Genomic DNA, 22,043 nt, shown 5'->3' on the forward strand with positions numbered 1-22,043 from the left:
ATAAAAAAGATTTCGCGAGGAACTGTTGGAAAAAGGGTAGGAAATTTTGGAGTGCTGGCGAATAGATTAAACGTAATTACTTTCGTCTGGAGTGACCAATTTGATAGGCAACCTATTTTTCACGCGGACAGCGACGGCGCCACCCCTTCGTCATCTTTCAACGGCTTGGCATCGTTTCGTCGCCGTCGGCGTCATTGCCATGCTTTTGACGAGCGGTTGCAGCGCCCGCCCGGCGGCAACGCCAACCTCCGCCGATCCAACCGCTGGCGCCGCGACAAACTCTCCGGCCCCAGCTTCGTCCGGCGCATCTGCGCCCGCCACATCACTCGCCCCATCCGCAACCGCCGCATCCGCGCCTGCGGAAACCGTATCGACGGCATCACCGGTCGCCGCCTCGCTGGCAGCGTCTCCGGCGGGCGCCCTTCCCTCCGGTGCGCCGGTCTCCGAGGAAAACCGGAAAAAAGCCATCGAATTATACGATAAGGGTTACTACGCCTTTGATGTGGAACATGGTCCGAACCGGCTAAAAAAAGCCATCTCCCTGTACGACCAGGCGCTGGCCCTTGACCCGAACTGCTACCAGGCCTACACGGGCAAGGGCATCGCCGTGGCCTTCATGGGCAACCTCGATGAAGCGCTCCGACTGCTCGATCGCGCCATCGCCATCCGGCCCGATTACGGCTTTGCTTACTACAACCGGGGCCTCGCCCTGAAATACCACGGCCGTTTCGATGATGCCCTCCTCTGGTTTGACCGCTCGCTGGCCTATGACCGGGACAACGCCTGGACCTACTTCGGCATGGCGGCCATCTACGACGCCAAGGAAAACACCCGAGCATGCATGGACAACCTGGCGAAAGCTATTGAGATCATGCCCTACTGCAAGGTGACAGCGAGAGAAAAGATAGAAGAGGACTTCAGCCATGTCAAAGCGTTGCCGGAGTTCAAAAAGCTGATCGCAGAGTGAGAAAGATGGCAGACCGGATAATACAGAACCGTTAGGGAAGGATTATTACAAGAACAGGGGAAAGAGAAATGGATGCGGAAACAGTGAACACCGGTAAGGCCAATAAAAAGCAACCGAATCGGCAGAAGAACGATGCCCAGTCTGCCGATGGGACACAAAACCAACCCGATGGGACACAAAACCAATCCGATGCGACACAGAACGAGGAAGCGACCCTAGCGGGACGCGACTTTTTCCGGACCTTGCAATCCTTTTATGAATGCGCCATGAGCACCGTTTCGCGAATCAGCCAGCGGACCGACCTGACCTTTACCCAACTGCAGATCATGAACCACATCAATTATCGCGGCCTCGCCCTTCAGAAAGAGATGCGCAAACAGTTTCACCTGACCCAGGGGGCGCTGTCGACGGCCCTGAAAGACCTGGAGAAGCGGGAACTGATCATGCGGACCCAGAGCCCCGTCGACCAGCGCGAGTGGGTGATCGCCCTCTCGCCGCAAGGTGAGAAACTGCTGGGGGAAATCGGCCAACCCCTATACAACCAGTTGCAAAAGCTTGCCGAAGCGCATCCCCAGCAAGTAGGCCAACTGATCGACTCGGTCGAGTGGTTTACCGAGACCTTTTCCCTCGAAGAGGTATAGGGCGAAAGAAATTGCCCGATGAAGAGAAAAACCGCTGGCGAACATACGCCGAAGAAGAGCAATCTCACCGCTGAAAAAAAGAAGGCCCTTGACAGAAGCGGTCAAGGGCCTTTCGCCGCGTGATGGATCATAAATCGCACTGGCTGGTGCAGGAGCTGCAGGTCGAGTTGCAACTGGATGTGGCAAGAAAACCGGGCTCTTCATCGCTGTCATCGTAATCGATGCGCAGCCCCCGGAGATAATCCTTGCTCATGTCATCGGCCACAAAACGAATCCCCGCCGCTTCAATGACCACATCGCCGCGCTTGGCTTCGAATTCAAGGCCCAGGTCATAGGCCGAGTGTTCCCGGCTGAGGGCAAAAATCCGGACGTATTTCGCTTTGTTTTCTTCCAGAAGCTCGATGAGCTTTTGACGCCCTTTTTCGGTCACCGTGATCACGGGAACCACCTCCATCTTGATTTTACCCCCCGTTGAACGAAAATCAATACAAAAAAGAAGAACGAACCGAAAAGAGACAGCAAAAAGAGGGACGTGAAGCGGAGCGTAAAGTGGGGCGTGCCTAAAAGCGCAGCAAAAAACCCGGATGTAAAACACCCGGGTTGGATAGAACTCCTGTATGCGTTATGATGCCGTATAAAATGATGATTATAATATACACCGCGCTCTTCGCGCTGATATGTTCGACTGTTGGGGGTCTGCGACTTTCGCAGGTTACCGTTTATGCATGGGTGAAGGCCGCTAACCCCGCTGCCACGAGAACCACGATCAACATGGAAATCAAGTCCCATTCGTGTGACGTCATTCTCGATTCATTCGTACAGGATTTCATCGGCTTCACCTCGCTTCGTTTCTGAAGTATACTTATTAGACAGCGAAGTGGGCAAAAAAGTTCCATCACAAAAGCCTCTAGCGCCCATTTATCGCGGAATTTTTTTGGCATATTCTGCCGGGTAGCATTCCCGGCTGGCAATTGACGAGGAGGCAGCGCAAGTGTCCAAAAAACTGTGGGGCGGCCGTTTCCAAAAAGGAACCGACAAGGTCGTCGAAGATTTCCATTCGTCCATTTCCTTTGATCAGCGACTGTACAAGCAGGACATCCGCGGTTCTATGGCCCATGCCCGCATGCTCGGTCAGCAGGGCATCATCGCCGAGACGGACGCCCGGGCGATCATCGCCGGTCTGGAGGGCATCCTGATCGACATTGAAGCCGGGCGCATCGAATTCGACGTGGCTGCCGAAGACATCCACATGAACATCGAAAAGATCCTGACCGAGCGCATCGGCGACATCGGCAAAAAACTGCACACTGCCCGCAGCCGCAACGACCAAGTGGCCCTGGACATCCGCCTCTACCTGCGCGACGAGATCGCTGAGACGCACGCGCTGCTCGCCGACCTGATCGCCACTCTGCTCGACACGGCCGAGGCGAACCTGGACACGATCATGCCCGGCTACACGCACCTGCAGAAGGCCCAGCCGATCACCCTGGCCCACCACCTGCTGGCCTATGTGCAGATGTTTGACCGCGACCGCGACCGGCTGGCCGACTGCGCCCGCCGCCTCAACCGCTCGCCCCTGGGCTCCGGCGCCCTGGCCGGCACCACCTTCCCCCTGGACCGCCTGGCCGTCGCGAAAGAGCTCGGCTTTGACGGCATCACCGAGAACAGCCTCGACGGCGTTTCAGACCGCGACTTTGCGATCGAGTTCTGCGCCGCCGCCTCCCTGACGATGATGCACCTCTCGCGCTTTTGCGAGGAGATCATCCTCTGGAGCAGCCAGGAGTTCGCCTTCATCGAACTCGATGACGCCTACTCCACCGGCAGTTCCATGATGCCCCAAAAGAAAAACCCCGACGTGGCCGAACTGATCCGCGGCAAGACAGGCCGCGTCTATGGCGACCTGATGGCCCTGCTCACGGTGATGAAGTCCCTGCCGCTGGCCTACAACAAGGACATGCAGGAGGACAAGGAGAGCCTCTTCGACGCCGTCGACACCGTCAAAGGCTGCCTGACCGTCTTCACCCCCATGATCGCCACCATGCGCGTCCGCCGGGAGACGATGAAAAACGGCGCCCGGGGCGGCTTCACCAACGCCACCGATGTGGCCGACTACCTGGCCAAGAAGGGCGTCTCCTTCCGGGAAGCCCACGAGATCGTCGGCAAGATGGTGCTGCTTTGCGTCCAAAAGGGCGTGGCCCTCGATGACCTTGCCTTTGACGACTTCCGCGCCTGTTCCGACGCCTTCGGCGAAGACATCTACGAGGCCATCCAAGTGGAACGCTGTGTCGCCGACCGCAAGGTTCCCGGCGGCCCGGCGCCGGAAGCCGTTAAGGAAGCCATAGCGCAAGCGCGGCGGCGGTTGAAGGAGCAATAGCGGACAAACCTGAAACAATTCGCAAAAATAGTGATTGAAGCCGGATTATATCCGTGATATGGTAAAAGCGTTGGAAGTGAACCCGATACACTTTAGGGGGTGAACTTAGGTGGCCTATAAAATCTCCGACGCTTGCGTCGCCTGCGGCGCTTGCGAAGATGCGTGCCCCGTGAATGCAATCATCAAAGGCGATGTCTATTCCATCGCTGATACCTGCATTGATTGCGGTACTTGTGCTGACACTTGCCCAGCCGGCGCTATCAGCGAGGGTTAAGACAGAATTATTCTCGCTGGGTGTGGTGTGTTTCTAGATGAATACCATAGGGATTTAGGAAGGCAGGTGAAAAGAACAATGGCTTACAAAATCACCGATGCTTGCACCGCTTGCGGCGCTTGCATGGACGGCTGCTGCGTTGGCGCCATCGTCGAAGGCAAAAAGTACTCCATCACCAGCGACTGCGTGGACTGCGGCGTTTGCGCCGACAAGTGCCCCGTAGACGCTATCGTTGCTGGCTAATCGAACATAACCCGCAAAAGCGTCCCTTGACTTGCCGTCAAGGGGCGCTTTTTTTCAACTGATTTCAGATTTTTCGATGAGAGAGGAATTCTCGAATCGATCACGAATATAATCCATTCAAGTTTCCCGTCGACAGAACGACGTTGAATGAAGGGGCAGCAAAAGGGCGGCTATAGGGGTTCGACGGTATGCAAGGCAGGCGAGCCGCCTGATGGATGCAACAATGGATTGCAGCAGAACGGGAGGATGGAAGGCAATGCGGCAACGGCGCATGCATGGGGTTTCTGTCGCCCTTTTGCCGAAAGGCGAAACGGGGCGGACAGCAGGGTTTTTCTATGACTTTTTGGCGGACAGTCGAAGCGCCGGTCCCTCTGCCGGCAGGGCAGGGAGGGGATCCGGTTCTTTGACTGTCCCTTTCATTCGATATGGGCGCCCTGATTCGGCCTTCTATGAGGGCGAACAGGCATTTCAACGTGCGGTTCTACCTGCAGGTCTTTGCGAGGGGGTGGTCGCATGATCTGGAATCGTGAGATGGAGTGCATCGACCGGGAGTCTCTCCGCCGGCTGCAGCTGACGCGCCTGCAAGAGACACTGCAACGGGTCTACACCCAGGTTCCCTTTTACCGGCAGCGTTTCGATCAGGCTGGGGTGCGTCCCGAAGACCTGAAGACGCTGGAGGACATTCGGAAGTTTCCCTTTACGACCAAGACAGACCTGCGCGATCAGTACCCCTTTGGTCTCTTCGCCGTCCCCAAAAAGGAACTGATCCGCCTGCACGCCTCCTCCGGCACGACGGGCAAACCGATCGTCGGCGGCTACACCCGCGGCGACCTGGAACGCTGGACCGAACAGGTGGCGCGCATCGCCGTCATGGCTGGTGTGACGAGTGAGGACACCGCTCAGATCGCCTTCACCTACGGTCTCTTCACTGGCGGCTTCGGCCTCCATTACGGTCTGGAAAAGGTGGGCTGCGCCATCGTGCCTGCCTCGGGCGGCAACACGCAGCGCCAGATCATGCTCATGCAGGACTTTGAGACGACCGTGCTCGTTTGCACGCCCAGCTATGCCCTCCACCTGGCCGAGGAGGCGCGGGCCATGGGCATCGATCCCGCCAGCCTGCCGCTGCGCGTCGGCCTCTTCGGATCGGAGCCCTGGTCCGAGGGAATGCGCCGGGAGATCCAAAACGCCTGGGGCATCCGGGCCACTGACAACTACGGCCTGACCGAACTGGGCGGTCCGGGCGTCGCCGGCGAGTGCCTACATACAGCGGGATTGCATATTCTCGAAGACCACTTCCTGGCCGAGGTCATCGACCCGGAGACGGGCGAGCCGGTCGAGGAAGGTTGCGAAGGGGAACTGGTCTTCACCACCTTGACCAAGGAAGGGTTCCCCATCATCCGCTACCGGACCAAGGACATCAGTTGCATCGACCGGAGCCCCTGCGCTTGCGGGCGGACGCTGGCGCGCATGCGCCGCGTCACCGGCCGCACCGACGATATGCTGATCATCCGGGGCGTCAACGTCTTTCCGTCCCAGATCGAGAGCGTGCTCATGGAGATCGAAGGCGTGGCGCCCCACTACCTGCTGGTCGTCGACCGCCAGGGCTATCTCGATACACTGGAAGTCCAGGTCGAGATGGCCGAGGAGCGGCTCGTTGACAATTACCGCGAACTGGAGGCGAAGACTGCCGCCATCCGGGAGCGGCTGAAAAGCGTCCTTTCCGTCAGCGCCAAGGTGCGCCTCGTCGAGCCCCGCTCTCTGGAGCGGAGCCCCGGCAAGGCCAAGCGCATCCTCGACCGGCGGCCGAAGGATTGAGCATCCATAAACCAAAATCAAGGAAAGACAAAAGGGGGACTATCGTTGAAGACGCTTTTGACCGGCAATGAAGCCATCGCCCGCGGCGCCTATGAATACGGCGTCAGCGTAGCGGCGGCCTACCCCGGAACGCCCAGCACGGAGATCCTCGAAAACATCGCCAAGTATCCCGAGATTTACTGCCAGTGGTCCCCCAACGAAAAGGTGGCCATGGAGGTCGGCATCGGCGCCGCCATCGCCGGCGCTCGGACCATCGTGACCATGAAGCACGTCGGCGTCAACGTCGCTGCCGATCCCCTTTTCACCGCAGCCTACACGGGTGTGCGCGGCGGCCTTGTCCTCGTTTCCGCTGACGACCCGGGTATGCATTCCTCCCAGAACGAACAGGACAACCGCAACTACGCGCCCTTCGCCAAAATCCCCATGCTGGAACCGTCCGACTCCCAGGAAGCCAAGGATATGGTCAAACTGGCGCTGGACATGTCGGAACGCTTCGATACGCCGGTGCTGCTGCGCATCACTACCCGCATCGCCCATTCCCAGAGCTTGGTCGAACTGGGCGAACCGATGGAGCGCGCCGTCGAGCCTTACAAAAAGGACGCCAAAAAATACGTCATGATCCCGGCCTACGCCAGAACGCGGCGGCTCTTCATCGAAGAGCGGGACAAGCAGTTGGCCGACTTCTCCGAGACGGTAGAAGTCAACCGCGTCGAGATGAGAGATCCCTCTTTCGGCATCGTCACCTCCGGCGTCAGCTACCAGTACGTCCGGGAAGCCTTCCCCGACGCGTCGGTCCTCCGCCTCGGCATGACCCACCCGTTGCCGAAGGAAAAGATCGCTGATTTCGCCGAAGCCGTCGACGTGCTCTTTGTGGTGGAGGAACTGGATCCTTACCTGGAAGATCGCATCCGCGCCATGGGCATCGAGGTCATCGGCAAGTCGATCCTGCCGGCCTATGGCGAGCTCTCGGTCAACCTCGTGAAAAAGCAGATCCTGGCGGTGCTCGGCGTGATCGGTGAACCCGGCGAAGACGCCTCAGGCGAAGCGGCAGCCGCATCGGACAGCGACAGCGCCGAAGACAGCGGCGCCTGCGGCTGCGACTGTGCCTGCGATGAGGCAGCCGCCTGTGCGACTCAACCGGGCGAGTCGAGCCGGGCAGCCGAGCCCTTCGACGCCCCTATCCGTCCCCCGGTCATGTGCCCCGGCTGCCCCCACCGGGGAGTCTTCTATATCCTGCGTGAACTCCGGCTGGTCGTCTCCGGCGACATCGGCTGTTATACCCTGGGCACCATGGCGCCGCTTGAAGCCATGGACACCTGCATCTGCATGGGCGCCTCCATCTCCGGCGCGCTCGGCATGGAAAAGGCCAATCCCGATCTGGCCCGCCGTCTCGTCTCTGTCATCGGAGACTCTACCTTCCTCCACTCCGGTGTGACCGGTCTGATGGACATCGTCTACAACGGCGGAACCTCGACGGTGCTCATCCTCGACAACTCGATCACCGCCATGACGGGCCACCAGCACAACCCATCCACCGGCCAGACGCTGATGGGCAAAGAAGCGCCCGTCGTCGACTTCGTCGCCCTCGCCAAGGCGCTCGGCGTCAAGCGCGTCGTCGAGGTCGATCCCCTCGACCTGGATCGCGTTAAAGCGGTGCTCAAGGAAGAGGTGGCCGCGCCCGAACCGTCGGTGATCATCACCCGCCGCCCCTGCGCCCTCATCGTCAAAAACACGGAAAAAGCGCTCGAATGCGTCGGTTGCAAGGGCTGTAAAGCCTGCCTGCGCATCGGCTGCCCGGCCCTCTCCTTTGACAAGGCCACCCGCAAGGTTGTCGTCAACAGCGCTCTCTGCACCGGCTGCGGCCTCTGCGCCCAGCTCTGTATGTTCGACGCGCTGCGAAAGGCGGGTGAATAGGGATGAAGACAGGCATGAACATCCTTCTCGTAGGCGTCGGCGGGCAGGGAACCATCCTCGCCTCCAAGATCCTCAGCCATGTGGCCCTGGCCCAGGGCTGGGACGTCAAGATGTCCGAGATTCATGGCATGGCCCAGCGGGGCGGTTCCGTCGTCACCCAGGTTCGCCTCGGAGAAAAGGTCTACTCGCCGATCATCGAACCGGGCGAGGCGGATATCATTGTCGGCTTCGAAAAACTGGAGGCCTACCGCTGGACCCACATGCTGCGCCCCGGCGGAACCATGATCGTCAACGACCAGAAGATCGAACCGCTGCCGGTCCTGATCGGCGCGGCCGCTTATCCCGAGGGGATCATCGAGGCCATCGGCGAGCGCGTTAACAGCCTGACCGTCGTCCCCGCCCTGGACCTAGCGGCTAAGCTCGGCAACCCGAAAGCGGCCAACGTGGTCCTCATGGGCGTGCTGGCATCGGTCATGGACATTGCCCGCGAAACATGGGATGCGGCGCTGGCGGCCCGCGTTCCCGCCCGTTTCCTGGAACTCAACCAGCGCGCCTTCGCAGCGGGCTTTGATTACCGGGATGGGAAGGAAGCGTAAAGCTCAGAAGGGCAACGCTCAGAACGGCGATACTGAAAAAGCGCACAGCGTAAGATGGCAAGGAAAAACCGGCGGTGTATCACCGCCGGTTTTTTTCGCGCAACATCAGTGGTTTGCCAACAAAGGTCGCCGGCAAGGCCCCTGTGCCGCAAATGAATCAAGCCATTAGAAAAGCAAGGTGAACTTAAACTTCTCCCAAGGCCCAATCTTTGTCGCATCCGTATGGATGGGAAGCAGGTTTTGGGGTTCGCCGATCCCCCCGCCCTTGACGGCCGTCAAATAGGTCCCCTTCGACGTTTGAATCGCATATTCCGTCGGACTCACCTGAATGAGGGTGAATACCTCCCAGGGACCCGCTTTCGTCGCGTCCGTATGTATCGGCAATCGGTTGGCCGCTTCCCCCATTTTGCCGCCATTCACGGCGGTCACATAGTTCCCGTTCAGCGTCTGAAGGGCAACCTGATCGCCTTCGACTTTGACGATTTTGAACTTTTCCCAGGGGCCGATGGCCGTTGCGTCCGTGTGCATGGGCAACTTGTTGGCGGCTTCACCCATTCCGCCGCCATTGACAGCCGTCAGATAATTCCCTGTAGAAACCTGAATCGCCACACGAATCATCGGCGCTTCCTCCTCTTTATTTAAGGATACATTGGGGTTCCTTTGGGTCGAAAACCGAAGTTTCTTTCCTCTCTTCCTTGCCCTTCTATTGGTTTCTTAAAATTGACTTGCCATAATCTCGCATATGCTATTTTTCGACAATGCCATTTCCTTTCCTCCGAGAAACATCGCGCAATCACAAGCTATTTAGGCATAAAAAAAGGCCGTTAACCGACGCTCGCGCCGGCAATATACTGCCGGGAACGTTCCTCCCTCTTGCCGCATATATTGGAGCGGTATTCGCCGACCAGCCGAACGAAGGGGGAGGGACCGCTATGGGAGACAACCGCCTCGACACCGTCGCGTCCTGGGAAAGGCTCTATACATCGCTGCGAACCCAGGAGGTCGAACGGGTCGTCTCACTGGCCATGGACCGGGCGGGGCTTGTCTTCCGGGATGGCGACCTGGAAACAGTCGCCTTCATCTTGGAACAGGCCAGCCAGTGGCAGCAGCCTCCACATATAAAGGAACTCTTTGACGAGTACCTGCACCGTGCGCTGATAACGCTTCCCGAGACGCCCCTGAAAACAGCCATCGCCGAGCACCTTGGCTGCGCTCCCGCCAGCGAGTCGGAAGTCAAAGCCCTCGTCGCCGGCTACAACCGCGCGGCAGCGGTAGCTTACGCCAACCGCTACTATAAAAACCACAACCCCAACTACCCGGACTTCAACAGCCGACCCGGCCGCGGCGGCAACTGCGCCCACTTCATCTCCCAGTGCCTCTACGCCGGAGGGATGCCCTGGGTGCTCGGTCCACCCGAGCGGTTCACCTGGCCCCGGTACTGGTGGTGCAAGCCCGGTGCCACCGACCGCGACGGCGATCGCCGGATCACCCTCAGTTGGAAGGTGACCACCGCCTTTCGCAACCACTGGTCCGGCCGGGTTGCCCGTTTCACTACCCTGAGTGCGGCGGAGATGCTGAAGAACTGGAATGCCTGGTTTAACCGGCTGCGTCTCGGCGATTTCATCCAGCTGGCCTACGGTAACGGAGCGCCTTACCACACGCTGATCCTCGTCGCCAAGGTCGGCAACGACATCGCCCTCGCCTCTCAGAGCGATGACGCCAACGACCGGTCCATGCATGGCACCTTGGAAATCATGCAGAATAAGGGGCAGCGGGTACTCGTCTATGAGATGGGGGACTAAAGTAGAAAAGCCGCGTAGCTGCTCCCGAAAAGCAGGGGGGGCACTTATTTTTTGTTAAATCGAGATGAAGTCGAGCGAATTAGCAGGAGTTTATCGAATTTTGTCGAATGACGTAAGTAATTTTTGGAACAATACTGGTCTGACAACCAGACACCACCCGACATGTATACTTTGACTTTTTGCCAGTTGTGGAATAGTATAGGTTACGATGGGGAAGTAATACGCTGGATTCCATGCGCGCAAGCTGGCATGACTTCTGTAGGGCATGAAAGGAAGCTGGCTTTTACAGCGCAAAGGCACAGGAGTGAGGAACTGTTTTGGACATGGGGAAAGGGTTTGCGGGAAAGACGCTGATGGCGATCCTGGCGCACCCCGATGACGAGTCCTTCGGTATGGGGGGAACCCTGGCGCGTTACAAAGCCCTCGGCGCCCGGACGGTTGTTGTCTGCGCCACCCGCGGCGAAGCAGGCAAGTGCGGCGATCCGCCCCTCTGCGATCCTGCCGATTTGGGCAAGGTGCGCGAGGATGAGACCCGCCGGGCTTGCAACCTCCTGCAGGTGGATGAACTGCATTTTCTCGACTACCGCGACCAGGAGACGAACATCGCCCCTCCGGCGGAGATCGTAGAGAAGATGGTCCGCCTGATTCGGCGCTATCAGCCCGACGGCATCGTCACCTTCGGCCCGGACGGAATGTCCGGCCACAAGGATCACACCACCGTCGGCCATTACGCCTCCATGGCCTATCTGCTCAGCGGCAGCGCCGCCCGCCTGTACTTCCTCTGCCTGCATCCCGCCGTGGTCGCCCGGATGGGGCGGGGCTTTGCCCGGCCTGTCGAACAGATCCACGCGGCCGTGCCGGTCCGGGATTACCTGCAGCGGAAGCGAGACGCCATCTTCTGCCACCAGACGCAGATTGGATCGATCCGGCGCATCGGCTATCTCAGCGAGCCTTCACCCATCGACGATCCGGAACTGGATCAACTGCGTTCCTTCGAGTACTTTCATCAAGTCTTTCCCCCGCGCCCGCTTCGGCAGGCCGGCGAGGAAATGGAGCAGGATCTTTTTTAGACAAAAAAGGAATGCGTAGAGAGCAGAAAGAATGTTTGTCAATTGGACAAACACCATGAGGGAGGGGTCGGATTCCATATGGCAGAGTACAAATACGCAAAAGTTCCGGCGACAGGGGAGACCATCGTCTTTGCCGAAGGCAAACTGCAGGTGCCTGATCAGCCTGTCATCCCTTTCATTGAAGGCGACGGCACAGGGCCCGATATCTGGCGCGCCTCCCAGGCCGTCTTTGACGCCGCTGTCGAAAAAGCCTATGGCGGTCAAAAGCGCATCGCCTGGATGGAGGTCTACGCCGGTGAGAAGGCCAAGAACAACTTCGACACCTGGCTGCCTGAAGAAACTGTCGAGGCTTTCAAAGAGTTCCGCGTCGGCATCAAAGGGCCTCTGACGACACCCGTCGGCGGCGGCTTCCGCTCGCTGAACGTGACACTGCGCCAGGTCATGGACCTCTACGCCTGCGTGCGCCCGGTCCGCTACTTCGACGGCGTCCCCAGCCCCGTCAAAACACCGGAGAAGGTCGATATGGTCATCTTCCGGGAGAACACGGAAGACGTTTACGCCGGCCTGGAATGGAAAGCCGGCACGGCGGAAGCCCAGAAGGCCGTCGAGTTTTTCCGCAACGAAATGGGCGTGAAGATCCTCAAAGACGGCACCGCCCTTGGCCTGAAGCCCATCTCCGAGTTCGGCAGCAAGCGCCTGATCCGCAAGGCCATCCAGTATGCCATCGACAACAAGCGCAAGAGCGTCACCCTTGTCCACAAGGGCAATATCATGAAGTTCACTGAAGGCGCCTTCAAGGACTGGGGATACGAGCTGGCGGCGGAAGAGTTCGCCGAACAGACCATCTCTGAGGCGGCCCTTTGGGATGAATATAACGGCAAGGTTCCTGAAGGCAAGATCGTCATCAAGGATCGCATCGCCGACAGCATGTTCCAGCAGATCCTGCTCCGCCCGGACGAGTATGACGTGCTCGCCACGACCAACCTGAACGGCGACTACCTCTCCGACGCATTGGCCGCCCAGGTCGGCGGACTGGGGATTGCGCCCGGCGGCAACATCTCCGACGCCTATGCCGTCTTCGAAGCCACCCACGGCACGGCGCCCAAGTATGCCGGACTGGATAAAGTCAACCCCGGATCGGTCATCCTATCCGGTGTAATGATGCTCGAACACCTCGGTTGGCAAGAAGCGGCCGACTTAATCATAAAAGGCCTCCAAAAAGCCATCGAAGACAAAGTGGTTACCTACGACCTGGCCCGCCTGATCGCCGGCGCCAGGGAAGTCAAAACGTCAGAATTCGCCCAAGCCGTCATCGAGCGGATGTAAGGGCGAGAAAACATACATGGCTGGGTCAGCCAGGAAGGGGAATCATTTAGGAATGGCACGCAAGAAGATTACCATCATCGGTGCAGGCAACGTCGGCGCCACCGCCGCCCACTGGGCAGCTTCCAAGGAACTGGGGGACATCGTGCTCCTTGACATCATGGAAGGGATCCCCCAAGGCAAAGGTCTCGACCTGATGGAAGCCTCCCCCGTCGAAGGGTTCGACTGCAACATCATCGGCACCAACAGCTACGCCGACACGGCCAACTCCGATGTGGTCGTCATCACCGCCGGCATCGCCCGCAAACCCGGCATGAGCCGCGACGACCTGATCGCCACCAATACGAAGATCGTCGCCGATTGCGCCAAGAAAGCGGCCGAGCAATCGCCCAACTCGATCATCATCATCGTCTCCAACCCCCTGGACGCCATGACCTATGTGGCCCAGAAAGCCTCCGGCTTCCCGACCAACCGCGTCTTCGGCATGTCCGGCATCCTGGACGCCGCCCGCTTCAAGACCTTCATCGCCATGGAAATGGGCTGCTCCGTTAAGGACGTGTCCACCATCCTCCTCGGCGGTCACGGCGACGACATGGTTCCCCTGCCCAGCTACACCTTCATCGGCGGCATCCCCATCCGGCAACTGCTGCCCGAAGAGAAGATCCAAGCCATGGTCGACCGCGCCCGCAAAGGCGGCGCCGAGATCGTCGCTTACCTGAAAACTGGTTCCGCCTACTATGCCCCCTCCGCCTCGGTCATCCAGATGGTCGAATCCATCCTGAAAGACCAGAAGCGCGTCCTGCCCGTCGCCGCCTACCTGAACGGCGAATACGGCTATGAAGGCATCTACACCAGCGTGCCCGTCATGCTCGGCGCCAACGGTGTAGAAAAGGTCTACGAGATCGAATTGACCGACGAGGAAAAACTGCTCCTCGCCAAGTCTGTCGACTCCGTCAAGAGCCTCATCGCCGTCACCGGGATGTAATTCGCCTGTAACCCCGGAGTGAAACCTAAAACTGCATAGCTCCGGAATGGATTGACGCAACACTTTTCGACAGAAAATGGACCAGTTCCGGGAGAGGAACTGGTCCATTTTTTCAACCTGATTTCTAGTTTTCCGATTTGTCTGGTCCGTATTTATTTCTGGCTTCGTTTGTTGCTGATTGTGGAAACGTTCCCAGTTAAATGGACCTATCTTGCCCGCGCGTTCTACGCGCCCACTTCCTCGTCGCTGGCGCCAGGGAGCACACCGATCTCGCAACAGGCGTCCCCCAAGGCCTGGCAGGACAATGACTCCATGGCGGCCGGTCCGTAAAGGGTCTCCCAAACGCCGCGCAGGATGGCGCGGTGCAGGGGACAGGTCAGATGGTGGCGCCGTTCCGCCGATTCCCGGAAGGGACAATTACGCAATCGAATGACCGTGCGGGCATCATCACAAGTGACTGCTGACACGGCAAGCGATTCGATGGCCGTCAACTCGTCAAAGGACTCCCCGGCAACCCGATTGTCGTTTCCCGTTCCCGCTGCTTTACCGTTCACGACAGCCCCGTTTCCTGACCGGATTCCCTGGGCCAGGCGTACGCCATGGGCATGACCGACCCTGTTCAGCGCGACCATGCCGGCGGCCCCGACATCATCAAGGGCGTCCAGGGTAAGGTCGCAGAGCAACTGGTACTCGCGAGGCGGGAAGTGCAGTGTGATCGCCTTTTTGCGCAGCGAATAGACCCGCCCCGGCCGACCGGGCATGGACTGGTGATCCCACCCCGATTCGAGCAGCCCGATCTCCTCCAGTTTCGACAGGTGGAGGCGGGCGACGTTCGGATGGATGGAAAACTCCTGGGCGATCTCCTTGACCGTGCAGGTCGCGTTCGGGTGGTTGACGATATATTGATAGATAGAGAAACGAGTCCTGTCGGCAAAAACCGAACTGACCTTCTGAGCGTCCTCAAACACAGCATCACCTCATCAGTAGTGGGATGAAACCCAAGTAGTGGATAAAACAGTGGATAAAACCCATTTCATCTTGAAAATCGCCGGCCGCGATTGCTTTCATTTTTACCATTTTTATTATAAGAGACTTATCAATTTGCCGAAAGGCGACAAATACATTTTTCGCAGACGCTTTCGTGGATATGCGGGTCGTTGGCCGGACTAGAAAAAAGTGTCGCTGGAGACAAAGTATTTCCATACTCCATAATTGCTTGATACAAAGAGAAAATCATAGTATGATCATGGTAGATACCAACCTTTATTAATATAAATGTCTTGAAATAACCTTCACAAGCGAGCTGCCCAAGTGAACTACAGAGACAACGAGGTCTTGTAAAGGAGTGCCCGCCATGAGTACAAAGGATCACGGCTTTTACAACATCAAAGCGGTAGAGAAGATGACCGGCGTTGCCGCCGGGACCCTTCGCGTGTGGGAACACCGGTATCAGGTCATCCAGCCGGATCGCAACAAGGCGGGATACCGGGTGTACTCCCAAGAGGACGTGCAGACCATCCAGTGGCTGGCCCAGCAGGTCAAAAACGGCGTGACCATCGGACAGGCCGTCAAGATGCTGCACCAGAAGGATGTCTTGCGCCCCATCAGCCCCCTCGTCGACACCGGGAAAGACGCCCTCGGCGAACTGCACCGTCGCATCGTCCTAGCCCTGGACGACTATGACGAGCAGAAGGCGAGCGCCGCCATGGAGGAGGCCTTGAGCCTCTTTAGCATGGAGCGCGTCGCCGTCGAACTGATCCTGCCCATCCTGCAGGAGCTGGGCGAGCGCTGGGCGCGCCGGGAACTGACTGTCGCCCATGAACACTTCGCCTCCAACTTCTTCCGCGCCCGCCTGGCCGCCATGCTCTGCGCCCTGCCGGCCAACCGCGACCTGCCCCTTGTCCTGGCGGCTTGCGTTTCCGGCGAACACCATGACCTGGGCCTGTTGATCTTCTCCATCTTCCTGCGCCGCCGCGGTTTCCGCGTCATTTACCTCGGCCAGGATCTGCCTACAGAAGACCTCTACGAAGTGGTGGGCGAGCTGCGCCCGCGCATCGTGGCCCTCTCCGTCGGATCCCGTCTGCTGGTGCCCGAAGTGCTCCTGATCCATGAACAACTGACGGACATGACCAAGCGGGGCGGTTTCCCCATGCGCGTCTGCATCGGCGGCCGCGGCCTCGATTATGACATGGAAGCCCCAGGATCATTTGAAAGGATCCTATATCGCCGGTTCCATCGAGTCCTGGGACCACTGGCTGCGCGCCCTCGACTGATCCGGTTGAAAACAGCATACTGTCAAGTGAAGAAAGCACCGCAGGTCAACATCCTGCGGTGCTTTTCGATTTGTTCCGGCGGTGAGCCCGCCCTGTGTTGGCCTTTGGGTATTGCCATTTGGTTTTTCGCCTCAGCCTGTCAGGGGTTCCACTGGGCCCGCCAACCTGCGGGTGTTCGCTCCACACAGACCTGAACTTCCACCACATCGGCGCCTGCCTCCGAGCGGACGCCGGAAGGGGCGCTGGAATCGTCGCTGAAATGAACCGCCGAAGACACCCTGAAACCGGCTTCTGTAGCTGTGGGAGCGATTTCTGGAACCTCCGTCGACACCATACCGGAAACAATGGCGATGTCAGGGGATGGATGGGAGACCCTAAGCTCCTTCGCCAGAAAAAGAAAATAGGGGCCTTCCGTGTAGAATCCCCAGGGGAGTTCGGGCATGGCGCGAGCGCCCTCCTCCCAGACGGTCTCAATCGCCTCGTCCGTCCAGTAGGGGGCCAACAGGCGCGACAAGTCCTCTTTGGAAAGAATGCGAACGGGGGTAAGTCCATGACGTTGCAACCAGTCCGGGTTTTGCGCGAAAAGGGCAATGGACATGCGCTTGTCCGCTTCCAGGGCGAAGTCGGTCAACCGGTCATCGCTCCAATCGGTGAACGTCGCTTCGGGGGCTCTTTCCGGGGCTTCTGTGCGCAAAGAAGCGAAGGCAACGGGAGCGAGCCAATCCGGTACGGCGCTTTCGGCAACAGGAGACAAGGCGAGGGAGAGAAGAGCAAGGAATAAGAGCGGCATCGCATGATGATGAAGCCTCACACCGATTTCCTCCTTTTTCCATTTAAATGGTATATATTCCGTATCGCCCCCATTTATGCCGATTGGAACGATAACTGGGACGTTTGCAGCTTATAGGAAGTGAATATATTTATTTTCTTAATGGCGTCACGCCACTTGTCACCCTGAAAAAGCTTCGAGTATGATATGAGAAAGCGATGTAGAGCAAGAGCATTGACTTTTTTGTGAAGGGCGAACAGAGAACCAGATTTTCTGTTCGCTTTCGGTTTTTTCTGAAAAATTGGAAAATCAGGGGTGAAAGTAAATGGCAAAAGAGGAAACCTATTATCAGTATCTCGAGCGCCGTGGCGTCAGCCGGCGGGACTTCCTCAAGTTTTGCACCGTCATGGCCGCCTCCCTTGGTCTGAGCGCCGGATCGGTCCCGAAGATTGCCGAAGCCTTAGAAACGAAAAAACGGATTCCCGTCATTTGGCGTCACTTGGTGGAATGCACCTGTTGCACCGAATCCTTCATTCGCTCTCACCACCCCATCGCTGCGGACATCCTGCTCAACATGATCTCCCTGGACTACGATGAAACCCTGATGGTCGCCGCCGGCGAGCGCGCCGAAGAGGCCGCCCGCAAGAGCATGGAGGAGAACAAAGGCAACTACATCCTGGCCGTCGAAGGGGCCGTGTCGACCAAAGACGGCGGCATCTACTGCGTCCTGGCCGGCAGAAGCTCTGTCGAGATCCTCAAAGAGGAAGCCAAAAACGCCAAGGCGATCATCGCTTGGGGTTCCTGCGCCGTCAACGGCTGCATCGCCGCCGCCAACCCCAACCCCTCCGGTTCCGTGCCGGTCCAGGAGATCATCAAAGACAAGCCCATCATCAACGTGCCCGGCTGCCCGCCCATCGCCGAGGTGATGGCCGGCGTGATCACCCACCTGCTCACCTTCGACCGCCTGCCGGAACTGGACCGCGAAGGCCGGCCCAAAGCCTTCTACGGTCACCGCATTCATGACAAGTGTAACCGCCGCGCCTATTTCGATGCGGGGATGTTTGTGGAATCCTTTGACGACGAAGGGGCCAAGCAGGGCTGGTGTCTCTACAAAGTCGGCTGCAAAGGGCCCAACACCTACAACTCCTGCGCCAACATGGAGTGGAACGGCGGCGTCAGCTATGACATCAAGTCCGGCCACCCCTGCATCGGCTGTTCGGAAAAAGGCTTCTGGGACAACACTGGCGGTCAGTCCTTCTACACCCACCTGGCCGAGGTGCCCGGCATGAACATCGGCATGAACGTCGACCAGTTCGGCATCGCCGCCGTCGGAGCCGCTGCTGTCGGCGCCGCCGTTCACGCCGGCTTCTCCGCCGTCACCAAGCGGGCGGAAGAGAAGAAGGAAACCAAAGGCGGCTGCGACAAAGATTCTCTGGGAGGTTGAACATAAATGGCAGAACGCATCGTCGTCGACCCTGTCACACGGATTGAAGGCCACCTGCGCGTCGAAGCCAAGGTAGAGGGCGGTAAGATCGTCGATGCCGTCAGCGCCGGCACCATGATCCGCGGCCTGGAAATCATCCTGCGCGACCGCGATCCTCGCGACGCCTGGGCGCTCGTCCAGCGCATCTGCGGCGTCTGCACCACTATTCATGCCCTCGCCTCGGTGCGGTCCGTGGAAGATGCCCTCAAGATCCGCATCCCCAAAAACGCCGAACTGATCCGCAACATCATGTTCACCGCCCTCTATGTCCATGATCATGTGGTCCATTTCTACCACCTGCACGCGCCCGACTGGGTCGACATCCCGAACGCCCTGAAGGCCGATCCGGCCGCCACGGCCCAACTGGCTCAGAGCATCTCCCGCTGGCCCAAATCGACGGCCGGCTACTTCAAGGACGTCCAGACGAAGCTGAAGACCTTCGTCGACAGCGGCCAGCTCGGCATCTTCGCCAACGCTTACTGGGGTCATCCGGCCTACAAGCTGCCGCCGGAAGCCAACCTGATGGCGGTGGCCCACTACCTGGAGGCGCTCTCCTGGCAGAAGGAGATCGTCAAAATCCACACCATCTTCGGCGGCAAGAACCCTCACCCGAACTATGTCGTCGGCGGCATGGCCTCGGCCATCGACATCAACAGCGACAACGCCCTCAACATCGAGCGCTTCAACATGATCGGCCGCCTGATCGACGAGGCCATGGAGTTTGTCGAACAGGTCTACATCCCCGATCTGCTGGCCATCGCCTCCTTTTACAAGGACACAGCGGCCTATGGCGGCGGCGTGGGCAACTTCCTCTGCTACGGCGACCTGCCCACCACCCATATCAACGACCCGGCGGGCTTCCTCTTCCCGCGCGGCGTCATCCTCAACAAAAACCTGGGCGAGGTTCTCGACGTGGATCCCCGCGATCCCGAGCAGATCCTGGAATACACGGACCACTCCTGGTATAAAAACTCCAAGAGCGGCCTCCATCCCTGGGACGGCGAGACGAACATCAACTACACCGGTCCGAAGCCTCCCTATAAGACCCTCGACGAGTCGGGCGCCTTCAACCAGGCCTACTCCTGGCTCAAATCGCCCCGCTGGAAAGAAAAATCCGTCGAGGTCGGCCCCCTGGCTCGCATGCTCGTCGCCTACGCCAAGAAAGACTGCAAGGCCCACGACCTCGTCAAGAGCGAAGTCGACAAGGTCCTCGGCGGCCTCGGCGTCGGTCCCGAAGCCCTCTTCTCGACCCTCGGCCGGACGGCGGCTCGCGGCATCGAGACGAAGCTTTGCGCCACTTGGCTGAAGCAGTTCTACAACGAACTGCTCGCCAACATCAAGAGCGGCGACCAGACCACCTTCAACAAGGAGCGCTGGGAGCCCTCGACCTGGGACAAGGACTGCAAGGGCGTCGGTATCTCCGAAGCGCCCCGCGGCGCTCTCGGCCACTGGTGCCATATTCAAAACGGCAAACTCGCCAACTACCAGTGCGTCGTCCCGACGACCTGGAACGGCTCCCCGAAAGACCACAAGAACCAGCCCGGCGCCATCGAGGCGGCCCTCATCGGCACGCCCCTGGCCAAACCGGAGGAACCGGTCGAACTGCTGCGGACGATCCACTCCTTCGACCCCTGTCTGGCCTGCGCTGCCCACCTTACAGACACGGAGAACCGGGAGATCACCACAATCGATGTCTTGCGGTAAGGAGGTAGGGCCATGAAAGATATGAAAACCGGCCTGCGCTGCCTGCAGACGGTCTATGTCTGGGAACTGCCGGTCCGGTTCTACCATTGGGTGAACGCCCTCTGCATCGTCATCCTCATGGCGACAGGCCTTTACATCGGCAGCCCGGCCCTCAAGCCAACGGTCGTCAACGGCGAGGCGACAACCGTCTTCTGGATGGGCAAGTCCTTCATGTGGCACATCGCCGCCGGCTACGTCTTTATCGCCATCTACCACTTCCGCCTCTACTGGGCCTTCGTGGGCAACGAGTATGCCCGCAGCCATCACTGGCCCTGGCAGAAGGAGTTCTGGCAAGAGTTTTTTGACGTGCTCCTCAGTTACCTCTTTCTGAAACACCACCACGATGAACACCTGGGCCACAACCCGGTCGCCAACCTGGCCTACTTCGGTTTCATCATGGTCGGCTCCATCTTCATGTCGGTGACCGGACTGGCCATGTACGGCGAGCTTCATCCCAACGGGATGATCAGCGCCGCCTTCGGCTGGGTCTTCACCCTCCTGGGGCAGAGCTTCACCGTGCACATGCTGCACCGGCTGATGGCCTGGGGGATCGTGGCATTTATCATCGTCCACCTCTACCTGTCCATCCGCCACGACATGTTCGCCCGCAACGGCACCCTCTCTTCCATGGTCAGCGGCTACAAGTTCGACTGCCAGGAGAACAGCAAGGCCTAGGAACGGTTGTAATCCTAACAACGGGCGGTAATGGCGCTTTTGTTAGCCTGCGCAAAGGGTGGCAGAAGCCTCTAATAGGCTGGGAGATAAGGTTTTACGTAGGCAATACAAGTCTTGTGATGCTACAATGGTTTCATAACGTTATCGGAACGGTTGGGGTGACCTGCGCCATGGGGGCGTTCAGGTTGCCCCGCCGTTCTTCTGGACAGAAAGGGTCACGATGGAAAACAAGCAAAACGAGGAAACCAAGATCATCGTCATGGGCCTTGGCAACCTGCTTTTCACTGACGAGGGCCTAGGTGTCCACGCCATTCGACGGATCGAAGCCGGTTACGCTTTTTCCCCGGAGGTGGAGTTGATCGATGGGGGAACGCTGGGCCTCATCCTGCTCGAACACCTGGAAGAGGCGAGCCACTTCCTCTGCATCGATGCCGTGAACGCCGGTCAAGCGCCGGGGAGTCTCGTCCGCCTCGAAGGGGAGGAACTGCCCCGCTATCTGGGGGTGAAGATGTCCCAGCACCAGATGGGGTTTCAAGAGGTGCTGGCCCTGGCGAGCCTGCGGGGAACCCTGCCCGATCAGATGGCGCTCGTTGGCGTCCAGCCGGAAAGCCTTGAATGGGGTACAGAGCTCTCGCCGACGGTAGCGGCTACACTGCCCGCTGTGACCGGGGCGGTCTTAGAACTGCTCGGACGCTGGGGCGTTTCGGTAACGCCGAAGGGATGAAAGGGCGGGAGGAGGGGAAGCTGCGTGCATGAAATGGCCCTGATGGAAAGCCTCGTAGGAGTGCTGGCCAGCGAGGCGCCCCGGCACAACATCGCCAAGATCAAAAAAGTCAAGCTCACTGTCGGCGCCTTGACCCACGCCTTGCCCGATGCGCTCCAGTTCGCCTTTTCTGTCCTGCGGGAACAACCCCTCTTTGCGCCTGGCGCCGAGTTGGAGATCGAGGAGCGGGAGACGCGGGGCCGCTGCCGCGATTGCGGCGTCGAGTTCGCTGTAGAGGGAAACTTCGGCTTTCTCTGCTCCGGTTGCGGCGGCTTCGCCGTTGAAATTATCCAGGGCCGGGAGTTGCAAATCGACTACTTTGAGGGTGACTGA

22 protein-coding genes are annotated in these 22,043 nt (G+C 59.0%); 18 read left to right on the top strand and 4 right to left on the bottom strand.

Features of this window, described 5'->3' with window-relative positions; translation table 11 throughout:
• The first annotated feature begins 100 nt into the window (after positions 1-100).
• Both GTO91_RS08235 and GTO91_RS08240 read left to right on the top strand, forming a co-directional pair.
• Positions 101-967: a tetratricopeptide repeat protein gene (locus GTO91_RS08235; RefSeq protein WP_161257645.1), complete on the top strand. Its 867-nt coding sequence runs from the start codon at positions 101-103 to the stop codon at positions 965-967.
• A 68-nt stretch (positions 968-1,035) separates the two neighbouring features.
• Entirely contained in the window at positions 1,036-1,608 is a 573-nt protein-coding gene (locus GTO91_RS08240) for a MarR family winged helix-turn-helix transcriptional regulator (RefSeq protein WP_161257648.1), read from the top strand.
• Positions 1,609-1,735: 127 nt separating this feature from the next.
• Here the strand turns inward: GTO91_RS08240 and GTO91_RS08245 are convergent, their stop codons facing one another.
• Positions 1,736-2,062, bottom strand: a complete 327-nt coding sequence (locus tag GTO91_RS08245; protein WP_161257651.1) for a HesB/IscA family protein — start codon at positions 2,060-2,062, stop codon at positions 1,736-1,738.
• A 537-nt stretch (positions 2,063-2,599) separates the two neighbouring features.
• On the opposite strand from GTO91_RS08245, the gene argH reads away from it, so the two are divergent.
• The 6 genes from argH (at position 2,600) to GTO91_RS08275 (ending at position 8,824) form a co-directional block, all read left to right on the top strand.
• On the top strand, positions 2,600-3,982 hold the full coding sequence (argH, locus tag GTO91_RS08250) for an argininosuccinate lyase (protein WP_161257652.1): 1,383 nt from the start codon (positions 2,600-2,602) through the stop codon (positions 3,980-3,982).
• Positions 3,983-4,091: 109 nt separating this feature from the next.
• Positions 4,092-4,256 carry a DUF362 domain-containing protein gene (locus GTO91_RS08255; RefSeq protein WP_161257655.1) on the top strand — a complete coding sequence of 55 codons (165 nt, stop codon included), beginning with the start codon at positions 4,092-4,094 and terminating at the stop codon, positions 4,254-4,256.
• 78 nt (positions 4,257-4,334) lie between these two features.
• Positions 4,335-4,499, top strand: a complete 165-nt coding sequence (locus tag GTO91_RS08260) for a DUF362 domain-containing protein (RefSeq protein ID WP_161257658.1) — start codon at positions 4,335-4,337, stop codon at positions 4,497-4,499.
• Between the two features lie 513 nt (positions 4,500-5,012).
• Positions 5,013-6,314: a phenylacetate--CoA ligase family protein gene (locus GTO91_RS08265; RefSeq protein ID WP_161257661.1), complete on the top strand. Its 1,302-nt coding sequence runs from the start codon at positions 5,013-5,015 to the stop codon at positions 6,312-6,314.
• 45 nt (positions 6,315-6,359) lie between these two features.
• Positions 6,360-8,228 carry a thiamine pyrophosphate-dependent enzyme gene (locus GTO91_RS08270; RefSeq protein ID WP_161257664.1) on the top strand — a complete coding sequence of 623 codons (1,869 nt, stop codon included), beginning with the start codon at positions 6,360-6,362 and terminating at the stop codon, positions 8,226-8,228.
• Positions 8,229-8,230: 2 nt separating this feature from the next.
• Entirely contained in the window at positions 8,231-8,824 is a 594-nt protein-coding gene (locus GTO91_RS08275) for an indolepyruvate oxidoreductase subunit beta (RefSeq protein WP_161257667.1), read from the top strand.
• Positions 8,825-8,989: 165 nt separating this feature from the next.
• Here GTO91_RS08275 and GTO91_RS08280 read toward each other — a convergent pair whose 3' ends face one another.
• A complete protein-coding gene (locus tag GTO91_RS08280) occupies positions 8,990-9,442 on the bottom strand; it encodes a fascin domain-containing protein (RefSeq protein ID WP_161257670.1) in 453 nt (150 codons plus the stop codon).
• Between the two features lie 314 nt (positions 9,443-9,756).
• On the opposite strand from GTO91_RS08280, the gene GTO91_RS08285 reads away from it, so the two are divergent.
• From GTO91_RS08285 to mdh, 4 genes are all read left to right on the top strand, one after another.
• Positions 9,757-10,626: an amidase domain-containing protein gene (locus GTO91_RS08285; RefSeq protein ID WP_161257673.1), complete on the top strand. Its 870-nt coding sequence runs from the start codon at positions 9,757-9,759 to the stop codon at positions 10,624-10,626.
• A 323-nt stretch (positions 10,627-10,949) separates the two neighbouring features.
• Positions 10,950-11,696: a PIG-L deacetylase family protein gene (locus tag GTO91_RS08290; RefSeq protein ID WP_161258059.1), complete on the top strand. Its 747-nt coding sequence runs from the start codon at positions 10,950-10,952 to the stop codon at positions 11,694-11,696.
• A gap of 78 nt (positions 11,697-11,774) precedes the next feature.
• Positions 11,775-13,022 (top strand): isocitrate dehydrogenase (NADP(+)), encoded by a 1,248-nt coding sequence (icd, locus tag GTO91_RS08295; protein ID WP_161257676.1) that lies wholly within the window; start codon positions 11,775-11,777, stop codon positions 13,020-13,022.
• A gap of 52 nt (positions 13,023-13,074) precedes the next feature.
• A complete protein-coding gene (gene mdh, locus GTO91_RS08300) occupies positions 13,075-14,004 on the top strand; it encodes a malate dehydrogenase (RefSeq protein WP_161257679.1) in 930 nt (309 codons plus the stop codon).
• A gap of 224 nt (positions 14,005-14,228) precedes the next feature.
• Here the strand turns inward: mdh and GTO91_RS18630 are convergent, their stop codons facing one another.
• A complete protein-coding gene (locus GTO91_RS18630) occupies positions 14,229-14,972 on the bottom strand; it encodes a helix-turn-helix transcriptional regulator (protein WP_161257682.1) in 744 nt (247 codons plus the stop codon).
• Positions 14,973-15,358: 386 nt separating this feature from the next.
• Between GTO91_RS18630 and GTO91_RS08310 the strand changes: the two genes are divergently transcribed.
• On the top strand, positions 15,359-16,471 hold the full coding sequence (locus GTO91_RS08310) for a MerR family transcriptional regulator (protein WP_161257684.1): 1,113 nt from the start codon (positions 15,359-15,361) through the stop codon (positions 16,469-16,471).
• Here the strand turns inward: GTO91_RS08310 and GTO91_RS08315 are convergent.
• The gene (locus GTO91_RS08315; RefSeq protein ID WP_161257687.1) at positions 16,417-17,088 is read right to left on the bottom strand and encodes a hypothetical protein; all 672 of its coding nucleotides are present in this window, start codon (positions 17,086-17,088) and stop codon (positions 16,417-16,419) included. The two genes, GTO91_RS08310 and GTO91_RS08315, sit on opposite strands and share 55 nt — an antisense overlap.
• Before the next feature lie 283 nt (positions 17,089-17,371).
• Here GTO91_RS08315 and GTO91_RS08320 point away from each other — a divergent pair, with 283 nt between their 5' ends.
• The 5 genes from GTO91_RS08320 (at position 17,372) to GTO91_RS08340 (ending at position 22,043) form a co-directional block, all read left to right on the top strand.
• Positions 17,372-18,490, top strand: a complete 1,119-nt coding sequence (locus GTO91_RS08320) for a hydrogenase small subunit (protein WP_161257690.1) — start codon at positions 17,372-17,374, stop codon at positions 18,488-18,490.
• A 6-nt stretch (positions 18,491-18,496) separates the two neighbouring features.
• Positions 18,497-20,233 (top strand): nickel-dependent hydrogenase large subunit, encoded by a 1,737-nt coding sequence (locus tag GTO91_RS08325; RefSeq protein WP_161257693.1) that lies wholly within the window; start codon positions 18,497-18,499, stop codon positions 20,231-20,233.
• Between the two features lie 12 nt (positions 20,234-20,245).
• Entirely contained in the window at positions 20,246-20,947 is a 702-nt protein-coding gene (cybH, locus tag GTO91_RS08330; RefSeq protein ID WP_161257695.1) for a Ni/Fe-hydrogenase, b-type cytochrome subunit, read from the top strand.
• Positions 20,948-21,167: 220 nt separating this feature from the next.
• Positions 21,168-21,671 (top strand): HyaD/HybD family hydrogenase maturation endopeptidase, encoded by a 504-nt coding sequence (locus tag GTO91_RS08335; RefSeq protein ID WP_161257698.1) that lies wholly within the window; start codon positions 21,168-21,170, stop codon positions 21,669-21,671.
• A gap of 33 nt (positions 21,672-21,704) precedes the next feature.
• Positions 21,705-22,043 carry a hydrogenase maturation nickel metallochaperone HypA/HybF gene (locus GTO91_RS08340; protein ID WP_235919390.1) on the top strand — a complete coding sequence of 113 codons (339 nt, stop codon included), beginning with the start codon at positions 21,705-21,707 and terminating at the stop codon, positions 22,041-22,043.

The sequence above is a fragment of the Heliomicrobium undosum genome (assembly GCF_009877425.1).
GTDB classification, from domain to species: Bacteria; Bacillota; Desulfitobacteriia; order Heliobacteriales; family Heliobacteriaceae; genus Heliomicrobium; species Heliomicrobium undosum.